The organism is Pseudomonadota bacterium (assembly GCA_027624955.1).
In the GTDB taxonomy this organism is placed as follows: Bacteria; Pseudomonadota; Alphaproteobacteria; order UBA828; family UBA828; genus PTKB01.
In genome coordinates this window covers 19,493-39,691 of the sequence record JAQBTG010000011.1, presented here as the reverse complement: position 1 = coordinate 39,691, position 20,199 = coordinate 19,493, and the positions used below count along the sequence as shown (strand labels likewise).

Genomic DNA, 20,199 nt, shown 5'->3' with positions numbered 1-20,199 from the left:
GCTCCGAGTCAGGGCAAGCGACAGGACAAGTGGCCGCCCAAGCGCGCCTATGCTGCCATCAGGGCGCCGACATGGGCCGCCGCGCTGGACGCCAATGCGTGGAGATCATAGCCGCCTTCCAACGTCGAGACGACGCGCCCAGCGCATTTTTCCGCGGCGATTCGGCACAGTTCCGTTGTCACCCAAGCGTAGTCCGCTTCGAACAAACGCAAATTTGCCAGCGGGTCATCATTATGGGCGTCGAACCCGGCGGAGATCAGGATCAGTTCCGGAGCGAAATCGCGCAGTGCCGGTAACAGCTTGCTTTGCATGGCGTCGCGGAACTCCGCCGAGCCTGATTCCGGCCTGAGTGGCGCGTTGAAGATATTGCCAACACCGCGCTCGTCGGCAGCGCCGGTGCCGGGATAGAGCGGCGATTGATGGGTTGAGGCAAAAAACAGATCGCCGTCACGCTCGAACGCGGCTTGCGTGCCATTGCCGTGGTGAACATCGAAATCAACCACGGCGACCCGGCCAAGGCCGTATTCGCGCCGCGCCCGCTCGGCGCCGAGGACGACATTGTTAAACAGGCAAAAGCCCATCGAACGTCCGGGTTCAGCATGATGGCCGGGCGGGCGGACGGCGCAGAAAGCGTTGTCGGCGGCGCCGGCCATGACCGCGTCGACCGCCGCGCGGACTGCGCCGACGGCGCGCAACGCCGCCTCACCGGACGCCGGAGACATCAGCGTATCGCCGTCAATCGCGGCATAGCCCTCGCTCGGCACCTTGGCGAATATCTGATCGACCAGATCCGCATCATGCACTTCTTTCAGCGCGGTGATGTCGCTTAAGGGCGCGCTCTGGCGGTCGAGCGCGGCAAACTCGGGCGCCTGCAAGGCATCCAGGATCGCCTTGAGCCGGGCCGGCTGCTCGGGATGGCCTGGCCCGGCTTCATGTTCCTGGCAGATGAGATGGCTATAAAATGCTGTCTTGGCCACGGATACCTCTTTTAAATCGTCTTTAAAATCTTCTGCCACAGCATAACATGGCGGCGAGTTCCGCATCTATCGACAGCTACCGAGTAGCACGGCAAACTGGCGCGATGCGCGTGCTGCTCGTTGTTGCTTTGGCTCTGGTCACCGTTGCGTGTGGCGCGTCGGGGCGTCGCGCGCCGGCCGGCGCCGATGTATGGGGCAAGTTCGAAACCGGCGTGTATGGCGATATCGGCGATATTCCCGCGCTCCACGTTGCGCCGCCCGAGGGCGGCGCACCGAACGCCGATGTTGAGCGTATCCTCCGCAGCTCTCTCGAGCGCCGTGGCTACGTCGTTGCTGAGGATGCGCCGCTGACCTTGCGCTACATTATTTATAGCACGCTCACGGATTCGGGCGATGGCGGCTTCGGCGTCGCAGTCGGCGGGGCGGCGGGCAGCAGCAGCGGCGTGAACGAAATTGGCATCGGCCTGGATTTGGGGTTGTTGGGCGGCAACTCGTCCGTCCGGCAGATCTCGTTCTTGTTCGAGTTGGCGCTGGAAGGGGCCGATGGTGCGCTTCTGTGGCGCGGCCGGGCGGCAGGGCGGACACGAACTGCCGGTGACCAACGCATCGCCCGGCCAGTGGCGCCGCTGTTGATTGAACGTCTCGGCCGCGAAACTACATCACGGAGCTTCGCACGGTAACGAACACAGCGCTCGGCATGGTAACGAAAATGTTTACTTTCCATTAGCCGGGAAACATTTTAACGGTTGTGCGGCGCAAGGGTTCTACAGGATCTTCGCCAGGGTCTTAAAGAGACCACATTGCGCCGCCATTTAGTCTAGAATTGCAAACTAGAGCTGCGGCAAGCGACTCATTTGCTGTGCGGATAGCGCGCTACGGAGGAATATATGACGCCTCGACCAATCCGAATAACCGTAGCGCTGATGCTCGCCGTCACGGCGATTTTCGTGTTCGCCATCAATCCGGCGCGGGCGGTCATACCGAGCGAAGCGGTACCGACCCTGGCACCCTTGATCAAGGAAGTATCCCCGGCGGTGGTTAATATTGCCACCCAGGGCACGGTCGAGGTCGATCGCAACCCGTTTTTCGATGATCCCTTTTTCCGCCGCTTTTTCGGCGATCAGCCGCATCAGCAGCCGCGACAGCGCCAAACCCAGAGCGTCGGCTCCGGCGTTATCATTAATGCCGCCAAAGGCTATATCCTCACCAATAGCCATGTGGTTGCCAAAGCGGATGAAATTATCGTCACGCTCACCGACAGGCGTCAGCTCAAAGCCGAGCTGATCGGCCACGACGCGGGCACGGATGTCGCCGTTCTCAAGGTCGATCCGGAAGGCCTGACGGCGCTAAAAATGGCGGATTCAGAAATTCTTGAGGTTGGCGATTTCGTCATTGCCATCGGCAATCCGTTCGGCCTCGGCCAATCGGTCTCGTCCGGCATCGTGAGCGCCTTGGGGCGAACCGGCCTCGGCATCGAATCCTACGAGAATTTCATCCAGACAGACGCGTCAATCAATCCTGGCAATTCCGGCGGCGCGCTGGTCGATCTGCATGGCCGGTTGGTCGGTATCAATACCGCCATTATCGCGCCCGGCGGCGGCAATATCGGCATCGGTTTCGCCATTCCGATAAATATGGCGCGCCAGATCATGGACCAGCTCATCGAGTTCGGCGAAATAGAGCGCGGCCGTATCGGCGTGCAAATCCAAGACCTCACACCGGAATTGGCCAAAGAATTCAACGTCGACCATGACGGCGGCGCGTTGATCGCGCAGGTCTTGCCAGAGTCACCGGCTGCCAAGGCCGGACTCAGCTCCGGCGACGTAATCATATCGGTCAATCGCAAAGCGGTGCACAGCGGCTCTGATTTGCGCAATTTCATCGGCCTGCTGCGGGTTGGCGCGCGGGTGAAACTTCAGGTGGTGCGCGACGGCATAGAGCTCATGATCGATCTGAAGGTAGGCGCAATCGAGGAAGCGCGCGTCGAATCGGGCAGCGAAATCCCCAAACTCAAAGGCGCCGCCTTCGGCCCGATCCCGCAAAACTCGCCATTTTTCGGCCGTGTGAAGGGTGTCTATGTGGTGAGCGTCGTCGCGGATTCGCCGGCTTGGGAAGCGGGCCTCCGGGATGAGGACGTGATCACCTCGGTCAACCGCAAACCGGTCACGGACCCGAGTGAGCTGATGGCGGTGGCGGCACAGGGCGGTGGCTCCCTGCTGCTCAATATTATCCGCGGCGACGGCTCGCTTTTCATCCTGATCCGCTAGACTCAGCGCGCCTCGCAGCGCCGGGGCGGCGCGCCGCAATTCAGTTGCCCCGAACGTTCGGCGCCGATAACATCGCGCCTCAATTTGCGCGGAAAATCTGCGCAATTTCAGTATGGATAATTGCTGGCGCGCCAAGCGGCGGGCCGGCCCAGAACGCCGGGGAGAGAACGCGTGGCAGGTTACATGGTTGGTATCGATGTGGGCGGGACGTTCACTGATTTTGTGTCCTATGATCCGCAGACCAAAACCGTTGAAGTGTGGAAGAATCCCTCTACGCCGAAAGACCCGAATGACGGGATTCTCACCGGTTTAGGAAAATTCGAAAACCCTGGCGACATTAAAAATATCCGCCTCGGCACCACAGTCGCGACCAACGCGATTTTGGAGCGCAAAGGCGCGACGGTGGGCTATGTCACCACCAATGGCTTCAAGGATATTCCATTCATCCAGCGCGGCAACCGGCGCAGTCATTACGACATCACATGGATCAAGCCGAAACCGCTGGTCAAACGGCGCCATTGCTACGAAATTTCCGAGCGCGTGATGGCCAATGGCGAGGTCGAAATACCGCTCGACGAGGCCGGCGTGCGCGCTATGGCGAAACAGATCAAGCAAGAGGGCGAGATCGAGGCACTGGCCGTCAATTTCTTGTTTTCCTATGTGAGCCCCGAGCATGAGCGCCGCGTTAAGGAAATTCTCGCCGAGGATTTACCCGATATTCCGGTCTCCATATCCTATGAAGTGCTGCCCAAATGGAAAGAATATGAGCGCGCCTCAACCACCATCGCCGACGCCTATATAAAACCCATCGTCAGCAAACAGGTGCGCAATATCCGCCAGCGCTTCGTCGAAAACGGCATCACGGATCATATCGTGGTGATTAAATCGAACGGCGGCGAAATGTCCTTGGAAGCGGCGGAAAACTCGCCGATTCAAATGACCGTTTCCGGCCCGACCGGTGGCGTCATTGCCGGCAAGCATATCGCCAAGCTTGTCGGCATTGATCATCTGGTGACCATCGATATGGGCGGCACCTCGACCGACACGTCGACCATCGTCGGTGGCAAGGAAAATTTCACCACCGATTTCGAGATTGAGTTCGGCATTCCGATCCAAATCCCGATGATCGATATCCGCACCATCGGCGCCGGCGGCGGCTCAATCGCGTGGATCGATAAAGGCGGCATGCTCCGCGTTGGCCCCGAAAGCGCGGGCGCTGATCCGGGCCCAGCGTGTTACGGCAACGGCGGCACCAAAGCCACAGTGACCGACGCCAATGTGATCCTCGGGAGAATCAACCCCGATTATTTCCTCGGCGGCGCCATGAAGCTCGACAAAAAAGCGGCCGAAAGCGCCATGCAGGCAGTCGCCAAAGAACTTGGCCGCTCACCCGCCGAGACGGCGCTCGCCGTCATCCAGATCGCCAACAATAATATGGTCGGCGCGCTGCGCTCGGTGCTGATCGAACGCGGCCTCGATCCGCGCGATTTCTCGCTGCTTGGCTTCGGCGGTGCCGGGCCACTCCACATCTCCGATCTGATGAACGACGCCGGCATCCCAAGCGGTATCGTGCCCAACTATCCGGGCCAGTTCTCGGCTTTCGGATTTATCCTCACCGATGCCCGCGTCGACACCATGCGCACCGTGCAAATGACATCAAAGCGCTTCGATCAGACGCGCGCCACCGAAGTCATGCGCGCCTTGATTGAAACCGGGATCAACGATCTCACGGCGCAGGGCTACGGCAAAAATGTGGAAGTCTTCCGCTCGCTGGAAATGCGCTATCTCGGCCAAAATTACGAGTTGGAAATCCCGATTTCGTTCGATGGCTTTACCGACGAGACCACGCCGCAGTTGTGGCAGGCATTTCACGACATGCATCTGGCGCGTTTCGGCTTCAACATTCCGCGCGAAGTGATCGAAGTGATCACCGTCAAGGCGACCACCGTATCGCTGACCGAGAAGCCAGAATTAGCCACCATCGGCAAAAGCGGCGGCACGGCGGCGGAACCGAGTTCGCGGCGCGAAGTGACATTTGAAGATGGCCAGCACGATACGCCAATTTACGACCGGGCGAGCCTCCTCGAAGGCCACAGGATCAGCGGCCCGGCGATTGTCGAAGAAGCGGCGTCGGTAACGATCCTACGCCCGGACCATAATTTACGAGTGGACGCATACGGCAATTTGCTGATCGGAAAAATCGCCGAATAGCGGGACCAATACGGCGCGCCGCCAAAGCCAAACCGGCGCCACGCCAGGGAGAGTATGAGATGAGTAAAAAGCATGAAGTCGATATGGTGACGATGAGCATCATCGATTCCACCATGACCGCCATTTGCCGCGAGATGGGCATTACCCTGATGCGCACCTCCTATTCGACGATTTTCAACGAGGCGCTCGATTTCACCTGCGCCCTGGCCAGCCCAAACGGCGAAATGATCGCCCAGGCCGAGTTCTGCCCATCGATGATCGGCGGCGTGCCACTGCTGGTGCGGAGCTGCGTCATGGAAATCCCGCTCGACGAATGGGAACCGGGCGATGTTGTGGTCCATAACGATCCCTACCGCGGTGGCCTGCACAGCCCCGAACACACCATGTTCCAACCCGTGTTTGTTGACGGCGAGCTGATGGCCTTCGCGATGACCATCGGCCATCTGGTCGAAATTGGCGGCATGGTGCCGGGCGCATTTGCCGGCGAGGCCACGGAAATCTTCCAGGAGGGGCTCCGCGTACCACCGGTGTTCATCAAGAAACGCGGCGAGGACGTCGAAGAAGTATGGAAGCTGCTGCTCGCCAATGTGCGCACGCCGCGCTTCAACTATGGCGACCTGCGCGCTCTGATCGCCGGCACCGATGTTGGTGTGCGCCAGCTCGGCGCCATGATCGAGAAATATGGCAAGGAACATTTCCGCCGCAATACCGCCGATCTGCTCGACTATTCCGAGAGCCGCATGCGGGCCGAGATCGCCGCTATTCCGGACGGCAAATATACCTTCAGCGATGAAGTCGAAGATGACGGCATCGAGAAAAAATCCTACACCATCAATGTCGCCGTTCACATCTATGGCGATGAGGCGGTGGTCGACTATTCCGGCACCTCGCCGCAGGCCAAGGGGCCGATCAACGCCACCCTCGGTGTCTCCTATTCCGCCGCCTATAACGGCATGCTGCATATCACCGATGAATCGATTCCGACCAATTCCGGGTGTTTCCGCCCGATCCGCGTGGTCTCGCCGCCGGGTTCGCTCTTAAACGTCGATTACCCGGCGCCAGAAGTGGGCGGCAACACCGAGACCCATTGCAAGATCGCCGGCGCGGTGATCGGCGCCATGGCGCCGGCATTGCCCGACCGCACCATGGCCGCCGAGGGCGCGACGCACACCAATTTCGTGTTCGGCGGCACCGACAAGGACAGCGGCGAGGCATTCGTTTGCTACGCTATTGAGCTGTCCGGCTGGGGCGGGCGTAATTTCGCCGACGGCAACGACGCCACCGATTCGATCAACGGCAATTGCCGGGTGATTCCAGTAGAAGTGTTCGAGACGCGGTTTCCGATGCAGTGCGAATCCTACATCATGGTCGAGGATTCGGGCGGCGCCGGAAGATTCCGCGGCGGCCTCAGCACCCAGCGTACGCTGAAAAGCCTCGATACCCCGATCACCGGCAGCCAGATGTCTGACCGCCACCACAACCGTCCTTGGGGCCTGTTCGGCGGCCAATCCGGTGGCACCGCGGGCACCTGGCACATGGCCGCCAATACAGTCGAGTGGCGCACCATCGACGACGCCTTCGGCAAAGTGAGCCCGAGCAAATGGAGCAACGTCACCATCGCACCGGGCGACCGCATCCGCTTTCAAACACCGGGCGGCGGCGGCTGGGGCGAGCCCAGCGAACGGGTGAAAGAGAGCGTGCGCAATGATGTGGCGGAGGGTTATATCTCCCGCCGTCAGGCGCGCGATGTCTATGGCCTGGAAGGCGCCGGCGACGACTGAGCCAAAACGCGCCGTCGCGCAGACGGCCGGACAGACATTCAATTAAAGAAAGGCCCGGCATGAGCGAGGACCGCCAAATGGACATGGTCGCCATGAGTATTTTGGATTCGACCATGGTCTCGGTGTGCCGGGAAATGGGCATCACCCTGATGAAGACGTCCTATTCGACGATCTTCAATGAGGCGCTCGATTTCACTTGCGCCATCGCCGCGCCGAACGGCGATATGTATGCGGTGGCTGAGTTTTGCCCAGCGCAGATCGGCGGCATGCCGCTGGTGATCCAATCTTCCCTACAAGAAATCCCGCTCGACCAAATCGAAGAGGGCGATGTGATCGTCCATAATGATCCCTATCGGGGCGGGCTGCACACGCCGGAACATTCGCTATTCACGCCGGTGTTCATCGACGGGGAACTGATCGCCTTTACCGTCGCCATCGGCCATATCGCGGAAGTCGGCGGCATGGCGCCGGGCTCGTTCCCGGCGGAAGCCTCGGAAATTTTTCATGAAGGTATCCGCGTGCCGCCGGTGAAGATCAAGAAACGCGGCGTCGATGTCGAAGCGGTGTGGAAGATGTGGCTCGCCAATGTGCGCACGCCGCGCCACAATTACGGCGATATGCGGGCGCTGATCAGCGGTGTCGAGGTCGGCGCGGCGAGGCTCAAGGAGATCGTCAAAAAACAGGGCGCCGATGTGTTCCGCCAAACCTGCAACGATCTGATGGATTATTCCGAGGCACGGATGCGCGACGAATTGGCGCAAGTGCCGGACGGACGCTACGATTTCGAAGACTATATGGACAATGACGGGCTCTCCAACGTGCCGGCGGCGATCAATGTCGCGGCGTTCGTGCAGGGCGACGAAATCGTTGTCGATTTCAGCGCGTCGTCGAAGCAGATGGCGGGCCCGATCAACGCCACCCTCGGCGTCACCTGGTCGGCGACATACAACGCCATCCTGCATATGACCGATGAGACGATCCCGAAGAATTCCGGCTGCTTCCGCCCGATTCGCGTGGTTGCGCCGCCGGGCACGCTGTTGAACGTTAATTATCCAGCGCCGGAAGTGGGCGGCAACACGGAAACCCATCCGCGTATTGCCGGCACCGTTATGGGCGCGCTGGCGCCGGCCATACCGCACCGCGCAATGGCAGCGGAAGGCGGATCGCATACCAATTTCGTGTTCGGCGGCACAGACCATGAATTCGATGAATATTTCGCCTGTTACGACATCGAGCTTTCCGGCTGGGGCGGGCGGCCATATGCCGACGGCAATGACGCCACAGATTCGATCAACGGCAATTGCCGGGTGATTCCGGTCGAAGTGTTCGAGACGCGCTATCCATGGTTCACCGAAAGTTTCAGCCTGGTGCCGGATTCGGGCGGCGCCGGCACCTATCGCGGCGGCCTGGCGACAACGCGCACGATCAGTTGCAGCAATCCGGATATGATCATCAGCCAGCTCTCCGACCGCCACCACCATAGCGCTTGGGGATTGAACGGCGGCGGCCCGGGCGGCACCGGCACCACTGTCTATATGGCAGCGGGCGGCACAAAATGGCAGACCATGACCGAGGCGTTCAACAAGCCCTCGACCAGCAAATGGTCGAACATCACAGTACGTGACGGCGATCGCATCCGCCTTCGCACCGCCGGCGGCGGCGGCTTTGGCAATCCGGATCAACGCGACCGCGCGGCGATCGCGAACGATGTCGCCGAGGGCTATATATCGCCCGAGCGCGCCAAAAAGGATTATGGCTACCAGGCGGACTAGCCGCGCCTCATGCAAATTATCAACGCCGAAACGCTCGCCGGATTGCTCGACTACCCGGCGCTGATCGAGGCGCTGCGCGATATGTTTCGCAAGCCTTGCGAGATGCCGACCCGCCATCATCACACAGTTGACGTGCCGGGCGGCGCCCAAGGCACCCTCCTGATAATGCCGGCCTGGCAGGCCGGCGGCATGATGGGCGTAAAAACCGTCACGATTTTTGGCGACAATGCGGCGCGCGAACTGCCCTCCGTCCTCGGCCAATATTATCTGATGGATGCCGCGAGCGGCGAACCGCTGGCGTTGATTGAAGGGACTGTCCTAACGCGGTGGCGGACTGCCGCCGCCTCGGCGCTGGCCTCCGACTATCTTTCGCGCAGCGGTTCGGCACGCCTGTTGATGGTCGGCTCGGGCAGCTTGGCGCCGTACCTGATCAGCGCCCATGCCGCGATGCGGCCAATTCGCGAAGTCCGGGTGTGGTCGCGCCAGGCGAAAAATGCTGAAGCCTTGGCCGCGCGCCTGGACCTGCCGGGCGTCGATATCTCGCCGATCACGGATTTACGGGAGTCCGCCGGTTGGGCCGACATCATCAGTTGCGCCACGCTGTCACAGGCGGCGCTCATAAAAGGCGAATGGCTAAGCGCTGGCGTGCATCTCGACCTCGTCGGCGCGTTCCGCCCGGATATGCGCGAGAGCGACGATGCCGCTTTGGTGCGGGCGCGCATCTTCGTCGATACCCGCGCCGGCGCGCTCGCGGAGGCGGGCGACATTCTGCTGGCGATCCAGACCGGCGCGATATCGGAAGAGGCGATTGTTGCCGATCTTTACGCGCTCACTTCGGGCGCGGCTGCGGGGCGCACCAGCGGCGACGAGATCACGGTGTTCAAATCGGTCGGTGCGGCGCTCGAAGACCTTGCCGCTGCGAGCCTGGTCTATAAGCGCCTCAAGGCGTCGTGAACTGAACGCGCGAGCTGCGCTTTGGTGAACGGTTTGTTGATCAGGCCGGTCGATTTATTTTCCTCGGCATGGTGCTCGAAGGCGCCATCGGCGTAGCCGGTCATGTACAAGACGGCGATATCGGGGTCCTGCCGCCGGGCGATCTCGACCAGAGACGGGCCATTCAAATCGGGCAGCACGACATCGCTCAACAACAGGTCAAACGACGGCATCTCCGCCAATTGCTTCAATGCGGCCTGCCCTGAATCCACCGGATAGGCGCGATATCCGAGCGACAGCAACAGGTTGACCGTCTGGTCGCGCACGCCGCGGTCGTCCTCAACGACCAGGATGCGCTCTTCGTTGCCGCGCAAGACCTCAATATGGGAGAGACTTTCCGCGCCGCGTACCGTCCCGTCGTTCGCGCGCGGCAGATAGAGCGAGACCGCGGTACCCTTGCCCAGCGCGCTGTCGATCATCACGACGCCGCCGGATTGACGGGCGAAACCGTAAACCATGCTGAGCCCCAGGCCCGAACCCTTGCCGACATCCTTGGTGGTGAAGAAAGGCTCGAACACATGATTCAGCATTTCCGCAGCGATCCCACTGCCGGTATCGGCAATGCGTAGCTTTACATAGCAACCGGGCTCGATATTGAGGACGCCGCCCTCGTCCTCGCTGAATTCAACATTGGCGGTTTCGATCAACAGCTTACCGCGATCTGGCATCGCGTCGCGCGCGTTGATCGCCAGATTCAACAGCGCATTCTCTAACTGCGACTTGTCCGCCTCGCACAGCCACAAATCGGCCGGCTCGCGGGTCGAGATAGTGATCGTTTCGCCCAGTGTGCGGCGCAGCATTTCGATCATGCCCGAGATCAGCATGTTGAGATCCACCGCCACCGGCAAGAGCGTCTGCCGGCGCGAAAAGGCGAGCAGCCTGTGGGTCAGATCGGCGCCGCGCTCGGCGGCACGCACGCCGCGGTCGATCAAATCGATCTTGTCGGAATTTTGCTCCACCGTTTCCTTGAGCAAATCGAGATTGCCGATGATCACCGTCAGCAGATTGTTGAAATCATGAGCAATGCCACCGGTGAGCTGACCGACGGCTTCCATTTTCTGCGCCTGCTGCAGCCGTTCCAACATCTCCATGCGCTCGGTGATGTCCTGAACGGTGCCGACCGTGCCCATTTCGCCGTTTTCGGCACGGCGGGCGAGCGCCCGCTGAAGGACATGGCGCACGCTACCATCCGGGCGGACAATGCGGTGCTCGAAGGAATACGGCTTGCCCGACGCCACCCCTGTACGAATCGAAGCTTCGACCTGATCTTGGTCATCCGGATGGATACAAGCCAAGAAGTTATCGTAGCTTGACGCATAGGTCTCTGGATCGCGTCCGAGAATTTGGTAAATCTCGTCCGACCAACGGCGCTTTCTCGAGGCGCCGACAGATTCCCAGTCGCCGATACTGGAAATGCGTTGGGCTTCGCGCAGCCGGTGCTCGCTGTGACGCAGCGCCTCGTCCAATTCTGTTTGTTCGGTAATGTCCTGCACCGTACCGGCGCCACCGATCACGGTTCCGTCCTTCGCCCAACGCGGAACCGCGCGCTCCAGCACGTGGCGCACCTCGCCGCCCGGGCGGACGATCCGGTGCCGGAAGGAGAAGGCTACCCCCGCGGCCATACCCTGCGCGATTTCGCTCTTTACCATCTCGCGATCGTCCGGATGGGCGCATTCAAGGAAGCGGTTGTAAGAGGCGCCGAACGCGTCCTTGTCACGCCCAAATATCCGGTAAACCTCGTCCGACCACTCGCCGGCATCCTCGTCGTCGCTAATCTCCCAATTGCCGATAGTGGATATCTGCTGCGCCGCTTTGAGGTTCGCCTCATTTCGGCGCAGCGCCTCCTCGGTGTGTTTCCGCGCGGTGATGTCGATGCGGCAGCTGATGGTTTGCCCGCCTTCCGCCTTGTGGTCGAGGGCTTCCATCCAGGTGCCGTCGCTGCGACGCAGTTCATATGTCTCGCCGGCCCTGAAACTGGCCAAGCGTTCCGCAACAAAGCCTTCCACGCCGCCCTCACCGAGATACCACTGGCCGATCTCAGCGCCTTGGCGGATGACATCCTCGAAGGCCACTCCCACCCGATAGAAATCCGCTGCCTCGCCGGCCAACGTGCGGAACGACTCGTTGAATATCACCAGGCGTTCATCCGCGTCCCAAATGCCGAAGCCGTCGCGCATGCTCTGCAGCGCGTTGGTGAGATAGCTGCGCGCGGCTTCGGATTCGGCCTGGCTCTCTCGCAACGCCTGCTCCGCCAGCTTGCGCTCAGTAACATCGCTGACCACGCCCACCATGCGCGTCGCGAAATTCGTTTCGTCGCGTATGGCCTGTCCCGTCATCCGCAGCCAACGATACTCGCCGCTCGGCCTGCGAAAGCGGTATTCCAGGTCGTAGGCCGCGTGATGTTTTATATGGGCTTTGATCGCCTCCATGGCGAAGCCCAAATCTTCGGGATGAACCTCAGCAATCCAGTCGTCGGAGCTGACGATTAGCCCCTGCGGGCTGCCCCGCTCGTGGCCTTCCCAGCCAAGCATTTCGAGAATTTGCGGCGAATACCAGATGTCGCCGGTTGCGATATCCAACTCCCACAGGCTTTCGCGCGACGCCAGGGCCGCGAGGCGGTAGCGCTCCAACTCGGCCTTGAGGGCGAGATTCTCCTCCTGAGCGGCAATCAGCCTGCTATCCGCGCCGCCAGCGGCGCCCTCCGCCGCCTCGTCCTTTGAAGCGAACGGCCCTGGGGAATTGTGTCGCGTGACCTGCAAGGCTCTTTATCTATTTGTAATCGAATCGGAAATGAAAATCTCAACTGCGAATAGTGCCAGTCTTATCTTACTTTAATCTTACCTAGAATCGAGTCGAGATGTAGCCAAACTTCTCCACATCAACGCGCAACATTCATGTAATTGTTGTGGTAGCTATCGCAAATTCTGAGAAACTGGGCCGATATCATCTGTTGCGCCACCTTGGCGCGAGCGCGCGTCTTCGCCGATACCGGCGCCTGCGCGCTATCAAACGCCGGCGATATCCGGCTGGCGATCCAGGCCGGCGATCCAGGCCGGCGCCATCACCGAGGCCGCCATCGAAGCTGATCTCTACGCGTTGGCATCGGGCGCAGCGGCCGGGCGCACCACCCCCGACGATATCACCCTGTTCAAGCAGCGCTTGGCAAATTAGCCACCCCCCGCCCGGTTTACGAGCGCCATCGGGCAGAGCCTCAAGATTCGCCGTCCCAGTAATCAACGCCTGATTCGCGCTTGGCGAAATAGAACAGGTCGTAGGGCCGGCGGCCGGGCGGCGCCCCGGCAACCACGCCGATCTTGTCGGAATCGGGATACTCCGCCACTTCCGGATGCTCCATGGTGCTGATCGCGAGATAGCGCAGCTCACCGTCTGAATCATTGATGATCTGATGTGCCTTGCCGGTACCGGGCGGTGCCGCGACGATATCGCCACCGCGCAGCGGAAAGGTTTGTTCGCCGTAGCGCAGCATCCCCGAGCCGGACAGGATCACGAACATTTCCTCATTGGCGTAGTGCAGGTGAAACGGCCATGCGCGCTTGCCCGGTGGCACCACGACCAAGCGACTACCGAGTTTTTGCGCGCCGATTTCTCTGCCGATAGCGCCCATTTGCGCCTCGAAGTCACCGGATTCGCCGAACGGGCCGCACTGTTCCATTTCGATTTCATCGAGATTGATCACCGGCGAATCGCCACTCATGGCGCGCTCCTATGCTGAGGTTAAGAAGATTAACTGGCGCGGCGCTGGCGATAGCCGTTCAGCTCCGTCACCAAATCCGCCGTGTTGACGGTCCGGCAATAGCCCTTGATCGCCTGTAGTGAATTGTCATGTGCGGTTTGCGACGGCGTCGTGCAGGCATCACCCACAAGGGTGACCAGAAAGCCGCGGTCGCAGGCATCGCGCACCGCAGATTCGACGCATTGCTCGGTATAGACGCCGCAAATGGCGAGCCGTTCGACACCGAGATTGCGCAGCACATATTCAATATTGGTCGAATTGAAGACGCTGGACGCTGATTTCAACAACACGATCTCGTCGTCGCCGGGCGCGATGGCGGCGATCACGCGGCCGTCGGGCGAGCCACGCGGGACGAGAAAGCCGGTGATCTTGTAATCGAGGCCGCGATCGCGGCCATCGCGGGTAAGCGCTTCGATCACCGTGTATATGACCTCGACGCCGGCGGCGCGGCAGGCGGCGATCAGCGCTTGCAGATTGGGGATCGTCTGGCGCTCAAGGCGGCGGAAATAATCGCCATACTTGGCTTCGAACCCGGCTTCGTCCAAACCGTCGAACGCGCTGCCGCTGCGGGCGCAGCAATAATTCTGCACATCGACGATCAACAGCGCCGCGCGGCCCGGCTCCAGGGGCACGTCGCGCGTGAGACCGGTTTGACCATCAGCCATTTTCAGCTCTCCGGAAAATTTTCTTGGCGATGATCATAGTCGAGCCGGCGCTTGTTGTCTGGCAATATGACCGCCATGAACGATTCGCCGCCCTTCGATCCGGCACGGCTCAATGCCAACGATCCGCCGCCCTTCACCCGGTTTAACCCGGTGGGGGGATCGCGCTTTCTACTCACGTGCGACCATGCAAGCCGCGCTGTGCCCGGCCATATGAACGGGCTTGGCCTGACGGAGGGCGATCTCAGCCGCCATATCGCCTGGGACATTGGTGCGGCCGCAGTAACCCGCCATCTCGCCGAGCGGCTGGACGCAACGGCATTCCTCGCCGGATATTCGCGCCTCGTCATTGATTGCAACCGCCCGCTTACCTCGCCGACTTCGATACCGCCGGTGAGCGACGGCAGTGAAATTCCCGCTAACCAAGGCGTCTCGGCAGTGGAGGCGGCGGCGCGGGCGGACGCGCTATTTTGGCCCTATCACCGGCAAGTTGCCGGCGCGCTCGACCGGCTGATCGCCGGCGGGAAAATACCGCTCTTTGTCGCGGTGCATAGCTTCACACCGCAAATGAGCGGCGGCGAGGCGCGGCCGTGGCAGATCGGCCTCCTGTGGGAGCATGACGGGCGGCTGGTGGCGCCGCTGCAGGCGGCGTTCTCTGCCTTGGTGCCCGGCATCTGCATCGGCGACAACGAACCCTATGCGATTGTCGGCCCGTCCGACTATTCGATCCCTGAGTATGGCCAGAAACTTGGCTTGCCGCATATCGAAATCGAAATTCGCCAGGATTTGATCGACACAGCGGAGGGTGCTGCGCTGTGGGCCGGGCAGGTTGCCGAGGCACTCGAAACCGCGCTCGCCGATCATGGGCCGTTCGAAATATTGGCCCGTTAAGCATAACGCTTAAGCAATCGGAAACCTCATCGGTTTACCGTACTAAGCCATAGGACTAGGCAGCAGTTAGCTCAACTATGGAGGCAAAGTATGCCGCTAAGTTTTATCCCCCTATACGCCACCCTGGCGCTCGCCTTGAGCGCGGCATTCACGGTTCATATAGTCGCAATTCCTGCGTTCGCCGATTCCAAAGATACTTTCCAGCTCGGTTTTCTCGACAGCATCAAGGATCCCGCGTCTTCGCGCTCGCGCGCGCCAGCGAGCAAACCTAAGGCTCGCGGCCAGCACGCCGAAACTGCCAAGATTTCAGCTGCGTCGCAGCGCGGGCTGGGTCCTGTCTGGATGTGGCTGCCGCCGCCGCCAGATCGTCTCGCACCGGCGGTGATTGCCAGTCGTTAAGCGTCGGCCGGCGCTGGCGCGAATTTGGTGGCGAAGGATTCGGTGGTGTAGCGCCACAGCTTGATGCCGTCTGACCAATGGTCAAGCGGCAAGCCGGCCTTGTTTTTGAGGTGGCGCAGGAATTCGCGCGGCTCAGAAATCTGCTCCCACACGACGGGCAGAAAGATGCCGCGCTTGTTACCGTCTTGCAGGATCAGGCCATCGGTATCGGGCTGGATCTGTGCCACAAGATCGGCCTCATTGCGAAAAACCATGGGCCGCGGCGTGCTGAGAATGGAGATTGAAATATCGGTCTCGACCAGGTCCTCTTCGGTAAGCGGCTTGAAGCGCTTGTCCTCGAAGGCGGCGCGGTAGGCGTTTTGCACGACATCGGCAATCAGCGGATTGTTGGCAACCAGCGAGCCGACACAACCGCGCAGCTTGCCGCCGGTGTGGACGCTGACAAATGTGCGCCGGTGGGTGCGCATCGGATACGGAAAGCCCGATAGGTCAACATTCGGGCAGGCACCGGTCTTGATGCCGTGGCGGATCGATTGTTGGGCGATATCAAGGAACGGCGTGCGGTATTTGTCGGGCGTGCGCGCGGCGCCGGAATATTCGAACGCATAAGAGCCGTAACCGACGACCCGCATTTTATCGCCCGCCGTATCGCCGGAATTGCGCACATCGAGCGTCGTCGGACGGAGGTCAAGCCGCTGCGCGGCGCGCAACAGGCCGGAAAGCGGGCGGAAGCCGCAGGCAAGCTCGCCGCTCAAGCCTTCGACATTGAAGGTCTCGATTGCGCGGGTGGCGCTCGCGTCGAGCTTTTGTGCCTCGGCATAATCATGAAAGTGGCTGAGATCGGTGCTGATGACGATCAGGGTTTCCGGCCCGCCCCATAATTTTTGCAGCACCTGCTCCACCCCTTCGGGCTTGGTATCACCGACCAGCAGCGGCACCAGGGCGAAATCGCCGAGAGCGCGTTGCAGGAACGGCAGATGCACTTCCAGCGAATGCTCATTTTCGAACGCGGCATCGTTGATATGCACTTGCGGCAGCGCCAGCGCAGTCGCGACGCCCGGCCAATCGACCGGTACATTGCCAAGCGGCGTGGCATGGGCATCGGCGCTCGGCACAGCGACGCCCTTAAACGCCACACGGTGGGCCGGGCCGAGCAGAACCACGCGCTCAATTTGCGCGGCCAGGTGTCGCACCGAGGCATAGGCCGTGCCGGCGATGGCGCCGGAATAGACGTGACCCGCATGCGGCACCACCAGCGCCTTGGCGGCAATATCCCAGGCCAAGGGCGAATTAAGATGAGCGGCTGCGGAATTTTCTAACTCCGATGCCTCGGCCGAATAAAATGTGCCGGCGACGGCCGGTTGGCGCACGCTTGCCATGGCTAGGCTCTCATAGGTTTGCTACGCTCGCATTCTAGCACAACACACGGAAAATTCCTCATGAGCGGCGACGAGCGCATCGACGAAAATACTGAAAGCTGGCCGACGCAATATTGGCATGCGCTCGACGATGGCCGCATTCAATGCGATGTGTGCCCGCGCGCATGCAAAATGAACGAAGGCCAGCGCGGCCTGTGTTTTGTGCGCGGGCGGCTGGGTGATCAAGTGGTGCTCACCACCTATGGGCGTTCGAGCGGCTTTTGCGTCGATCCGATCGAGAAAAAGCCACTCAATCATTTCCTGCCCGGCACGCCGACGCTGTCGTTCGGCACGGCGGGCTGCAATCTTGCCTGCAAGTTTTGCCAGAATTGGGACATCAGCAAATCGCGCGAGATCGACACCTTGGCCGACGGCGCCAAGCCGGAGCAAGTCGCGGCAGTGGCGCAGAAGCTCGGCTGCCGAAGCGTCGCCTTTACCTATAACGACCCCGTGATATTCATGGAATATGCCATCGATATCGCCCAGGCCTGTAAGGAGATCGGCATCGCTACGGTGGCGGTGACGGCTGGCTATATTTCGCCCAAGCCGCGCGCCGAATTCTTCCGCCATATGGACGCGACCAATGTCGATTTAAAGGCGTTCACCGAGGATTTCTACTGGAACATCACCAACAGCCACTTGAAGGATGTGCTGGAGACGCTGATATTTCTCAAAGAGGAAACCGACACCTGGTTCGAGCTCACCAATCTGGTGATCCCCGGCGAGAATGATTCAGAGGGTGAATTCGATGAAATGAGCGCCTGGGTGGTCGAACATCTCGGACCCGATGTGCCGCTGCATTTTTCCGCTTTCCATCCCGATTACCGCATGATGGACAAGCCCAATACGCCGCACCAAACCCTCAATCTGGCGCGCCGCACGGCACTCAAAAACGGCGTGCGCCATGCCTATGTCGGCAATGTCAGCGACCGCGGGCGCGGCAGCACCTATTGCCATAATTGCTCGGCGCTGCTGATCGGGCGCGACCGCTATACGCTCTCATTCTGGGGGTTGAACGATGCCGGCGCCTGCCGCCAATGCGGCACGCCCTGCGCCGGGGTGTTCGAGGGCGCGCCGGGCGCCTGGGGTGCCAAACGCCTGCCGGTACGGATGCGCGATTTCACCGCTGAGGCGACAGAAATTTTAGGTAAGACGGTCGTGCCGACTTTACGGTAGGGCGGTCGTACCGCCGTCGACGATCAACTCCGTGCCGGTAATGAACGAGGCGGCGTCGGACAGCAAGAACAAGCTTGGCCCGGCGATATCCGCAACCTCGCCGAAACGGGCGAGCGGGATGCGTTTGCGTACCGCCTCGCTGCGCGCTGAATTGTCATCGAAGCGGCGCGTCATTTCGCTCCGGACATAGCCCGGCAAGATAGCGTTGCAGCGGATGTTATCGCCGGCAAACTGGATGGCGAGGGATTTGGACAGCGTACGGATGGCACCCTTTGAAATTCCGTAGGCGTCCTGCGCGCGAGGATCACCGCGCAGCGCCTGGATCGAAGAAATCAATAGGATGGCGCCGCCGCCATTGGCTTGCATCAGCGGCACCGCATGGCGCGCCGTCAACATCATAGAGCCGAGATTGATGTCGAACACCCGATCCCACACCGAGCGCTCGATATCGACAACGGACAGATCCGTTTCGCCCCACCACACGCCGACTGTATTGACGAGATAATCGAAGCGCCTGGCATGGGCTTGGGTTTGGGCGACGACATCGCGGACGAAATCCTCATCGCTCAAATCGCCCTGTAGATAAAGCGCGCGGCCCGGACCGGCGGCAATGCCTTGGGGCTCGGGCTTGATATCGGCCAGGACAATATCGGCGCCGCCCTCAATTAGGCCGTTGGCGATGGCGAGGCCCATGCCGCCGCCGGCGCCAGCGACCAAACCGCCGCGATTTTGGAAATTTATTTGCGCCATGTGCTCATCCCTCTCCGGTACCGCCGAAGCGCACCGGCTTTTCGAGGCCAACCTCCCGGTAGGCTTCCTCCGGCACCGCTGAAGGGTCTTTGTAAATGCTCCAGACGCATTTTCCACCGGTTCGTGCTTCTGGCCAGGTCGGCGGTGTCACCACGCGGGTGGGAAAGCCGAAGCGGGCGATGGGCATGCGCTGGTTGAGCTGGCAGCAATGCACGCAGTACACGCAGACGCCCTTCTTGTTCCACGCCCAATCATGTTCCTCTTGCGTGACGGCGAAATCATAGGGCGGCACCATACGCGGCGTATAGCCTTCGGCTGCATCATCGCGGTACGTGCGCCCGCCCGTGCCGCACGGATCAAAGCTCAGCACCCAGCGATCCGCCTCTTCGACTATTTCGATATCGCCCATGCGCCCGGGGCCGCTGAGATGGCCGCGTAAAGATTCTGCGGCCACCAACACCAAGCGGCGGATTGACTCCGGCCACGGCGTGACCGCGGGATCGTAGCGGTCATAGGTCGCATACATCGGCGCCAACAATTCGTCCCAGAGCGGGCCGATGCGTGCTTCGCCAAAATGGCGCACCACGGCATCCAACAGGCCGTACAACCAATCGCAAGCGCGGTCATGGGTAGCGCGCCAGGAAAGCCGTGCCGCTTCCAAATTGGTAGCGGCCGCCGCGCTGTCGCCGGCCCCGCAGGCGAATATGAAATTATCGATCAGGCGGTTATATTCAGCCCAGCGCTCGGCAGCGTCGAACGCTGTGCCGTCGTCGAGGCGCAACAGACCGGCGAGACGCGCATCCTCCGCCGCGAGGGTGTCTGCACTGACGCCCTCGCGCAGCAGGTAACGCCGGGTTTGATCGGCCCAGGCGGCATACACCTCATGCCCTTCGCGCGCTTCTTCGATTGTGTACCGCGCGAAATCGGCGGCGTCTTGGAAGCGCCCCGCAGCGAGTGCTTGCGCCGCCCGGCGATAGCTCGATTCGCCTTGTGCGGCGATCGGGCCCCTCGGCGCCGCATGGCCGAGATCGGCATCGAACGCTACCGCGCCGCCTGTTACTTCCTGCGCCATGTGTCTCTCCTTCACCTGTCACAGACAAGTTGATAAATCGTGGCGCGGCTGACAAGTGCCGTGTGCAACGGTCTAA

16 protein-coding genes are annotated in these 20,199 nt (G+C 61.0%); 9 read left to right on the top strand and 7 right to left on the bottom strand.

Annotated elements, in window-relative coordinates; genetic code table 11:
• Nucleotides 1-47: 47 nt before the first annotated feature.
• The gene (locus O3A94_06135) at nucleotides 48-977 is read right to left on the bottom strand and encodes a histone deacetylase family protein (protein MDA1355834.1); all 930 of its coding nucleotides are present in this window, start codon (nucleotides 975-977) and stop codon (nucleotides 48-50) included.
• A gap of 47 nt (nucleotides 978-1,024) precedes the next feature.
• On the opposite strand from O3A94_06135, the gene O3A94_06130 reads away from it, so the two are divergent.
• The 6 genes from O3A94_06130 (at nucleotide 1,025) to O3A94_06105 (ending at nucleotide 9,962) form a co-directional block, all read left to right on the top strand.
• Nucleotides 1,025-1,657, top strand: a complete 633-nt coding sequence (locus O3A94_06130) for a hypothetical protein (protein ID MDA1355833.1) — start codon at nucleotides 1,025-1,027, stop codon at nucleotides 1,655-1,657.
• Between the two features lie 207 nt (nucleotides 1,658-1,864).
• Nucleotides 1,865-3,244 carry a Do family serine endopeptidase gene (locus O3A94_06125; protein MDA1355832.1) on the top strand — a complete coding sequence of 460 codons (1,380 nt, stop codon included), beginning with the start codon at nucleotides 1,865-1,867 and terminating at the stop codon, nucleotides 3,242-3,244.
• 171 nt (nucleotides 3,245-3,415) lie between these two features.
• Entirely contained in the window at nucleotides 3,416-5,455 is a 2,040-nt protein-coding gene (locus O3A94_06120; GenBank protein MDA1355831.1) for a hydantoinase/oxoprolinase family protein, read from the top strand.
• 59 nt (nucleotides 5,456-5,514) lie between these two features.
• Nucleotides 5,515-7,236, top strand: a complete 1,722-nt coding sequence (locus O3A94_06115; protein MDA1355830.1) for a hydantoinase B/oxoprolinase family protein — start codon at nucleotides 5,515-5,517, stop codon at nucleotides 7,234-7,236.
• A gap of 59 nt (nucleotides 7,237-7,295) precedes the next feature.
• The gene (locus tag O3A94_06110) at nucleotides 7,296-9,008 is read left to right on the top strand and encodes a hydantoinase B/oxoprolinase family protein (protein MDA1355829.1); all 1,713 of its coding nucleotides are present in this window, start codon (nucleotides 7,296-7,298) and stop codon (nucleotides 9,006-9,008) included.
• A gap of 9 nt (nucleotides 9,009-9,017) precedes the next feature.
• Complete coding sequence (locus tag O3A94_06105) at nucleotides 9,018-9,962, top strand: ornithine cyclodeaminase family protein (protein ID MDA1355828.1); 945 nt, start codon at nucleotides 9,018-9,020, stop codon at nucleotides 9,960-9,962.
• Here O3A94_06105 and O3A94_06100 read toward each other — a convergent pair.
• The 3 genes from O3A94_06100 to O3A94_06090 form a co-directional block, all read right to left on the bottom strand.
• Nucleotides 9,938-12,760, bottom strand: a complete 2,823-nt coding sequence (locus O3A94_06100) for a PAS domain-containing protein (protein MDA1355827.1) — start codon at nucleotides 12,758-12,760, stop codon at nucleotides 9,938-9,940. The genes O3A94_06105 and O3A94_06100 overlap by 25 nt on opposite strands.
• Before the next feature lie 452 nt (nucleotides 12,761-13,212).
• Nucleotides 13,213-13,716, bottom strand: coding sequence for a cupin domain-containing protein (locus tag O3A94_06095; GenBank protein ID MDA1355826.1), 504 nt, complete (start codon nucleotides 13,714-13,716; stop codon nucleotides 13,213-13,215).
• Between the two features lie 29 nt (nucleotides 13,717-13,745).
• Entirely contained in the window at nucleotides 13,746-14,420 is a 675-nt protein-coding gene (locus O3A94_06090) for a cysteine hydrolase (GenBank protein ID MDA1355825.1), read from the bottom strand.
• Between the two features lie 75 nt (nucleotides 14,421-14,495).
• Between O3A94_06090 and O3A94_06085 the strand changes: the two genes are divergently transcribed.
• Together O3A94_06085 and O3A94_06080 are read left to right on the top strand one after the other, a co-directional pair.
• Nucleotides 14,496-15,308: an N-formylglutamate amidohydrolase gene (locus tag O3A94_06085; protein ID MDA1355824.1), complete on the top strand. Its 813-nt coding sequence runs from the start codon at nucleotides 14,496-14,498 to the stop codon at nucleotides 15,306-15,308.
• 135 nt (nucleotides 15,309-15,443) lie between these two features.
• Nucleotides 15,444-15,707: a hypothetical protein gene (locus O3A94_06080; protein MDA1355823.1), complete on the top strand. Its 264-nt coding sequence runs from the start codon at nucleotides 15,444-15,446 to the stop codon at nucleotides 15,705-15,707.
• Here O3A94_06080 and amrB read toward each other — a convergent pair.
• Nucleotides 15,704-17,086 carry an AmmeMemoRadiSam system protein B gene (gene amrB / locus O3A94_06075; GenBank protein MDA1355822.1) on the bottom strand — a complete coding sequence of 461 codons (1,383 nt, stop codon included), beginning with the start codon at nucleotides 17,084-17,086 and terminating at the stop codon, nucleotides 15,704-15,706. The two genes, O3A94_06080 and amrB, sit on opposite strands and share 4 nt — an antisense overlap.
• Nucleotides 17,087-17,146: 60 nt before the next feature.
• Between amrB and amrS the strand changes: the two genes are divergently transcribed.
• Nucleotides 17,147-18,301, top strand: a complete 1,155-nt coding sequence (gene amrS / locus O3A94_06070) for an AmmeMemoRadiSam system radical SAM enzyme (GenBank protein MDA1355821.1) — start codon at nucleotides 17,147-17,149, stop codon at nucleotides 18,299-18,301.
• Here amrS and O3A94_06065 read toward each other — a convergent pair.
• Entirely contained in the window at nucleotides 18,293-19,051 is a 759-nt protein-coding gene (locus O3A94_06065; protein ID MDA1355820.1) for an SDR family oxidoreductase, read from the bottom strand. The two genes, amrS and O3A94_06065, sit on opposite strands and share 9 nt — an antisense overlap.
• Before the next feature lie 4 nt (nucleotides 19,052-19,055).
• Nucleotides 19,056-20,123 carry a hypothetical protein gene (locus O3A94_06060; protein ID MDA1355819.1) on the bottom strand — a complete coding sequence of 356 codons (1,068 nt, stop codon included), beginning with the start codon at nucleotides 20,121-20,123 and terminating at the stop codon, nucleotides 19,056-19,058.
• Nucleotides 20,124-20,199 lie beyond the last annotated feature (76 nt).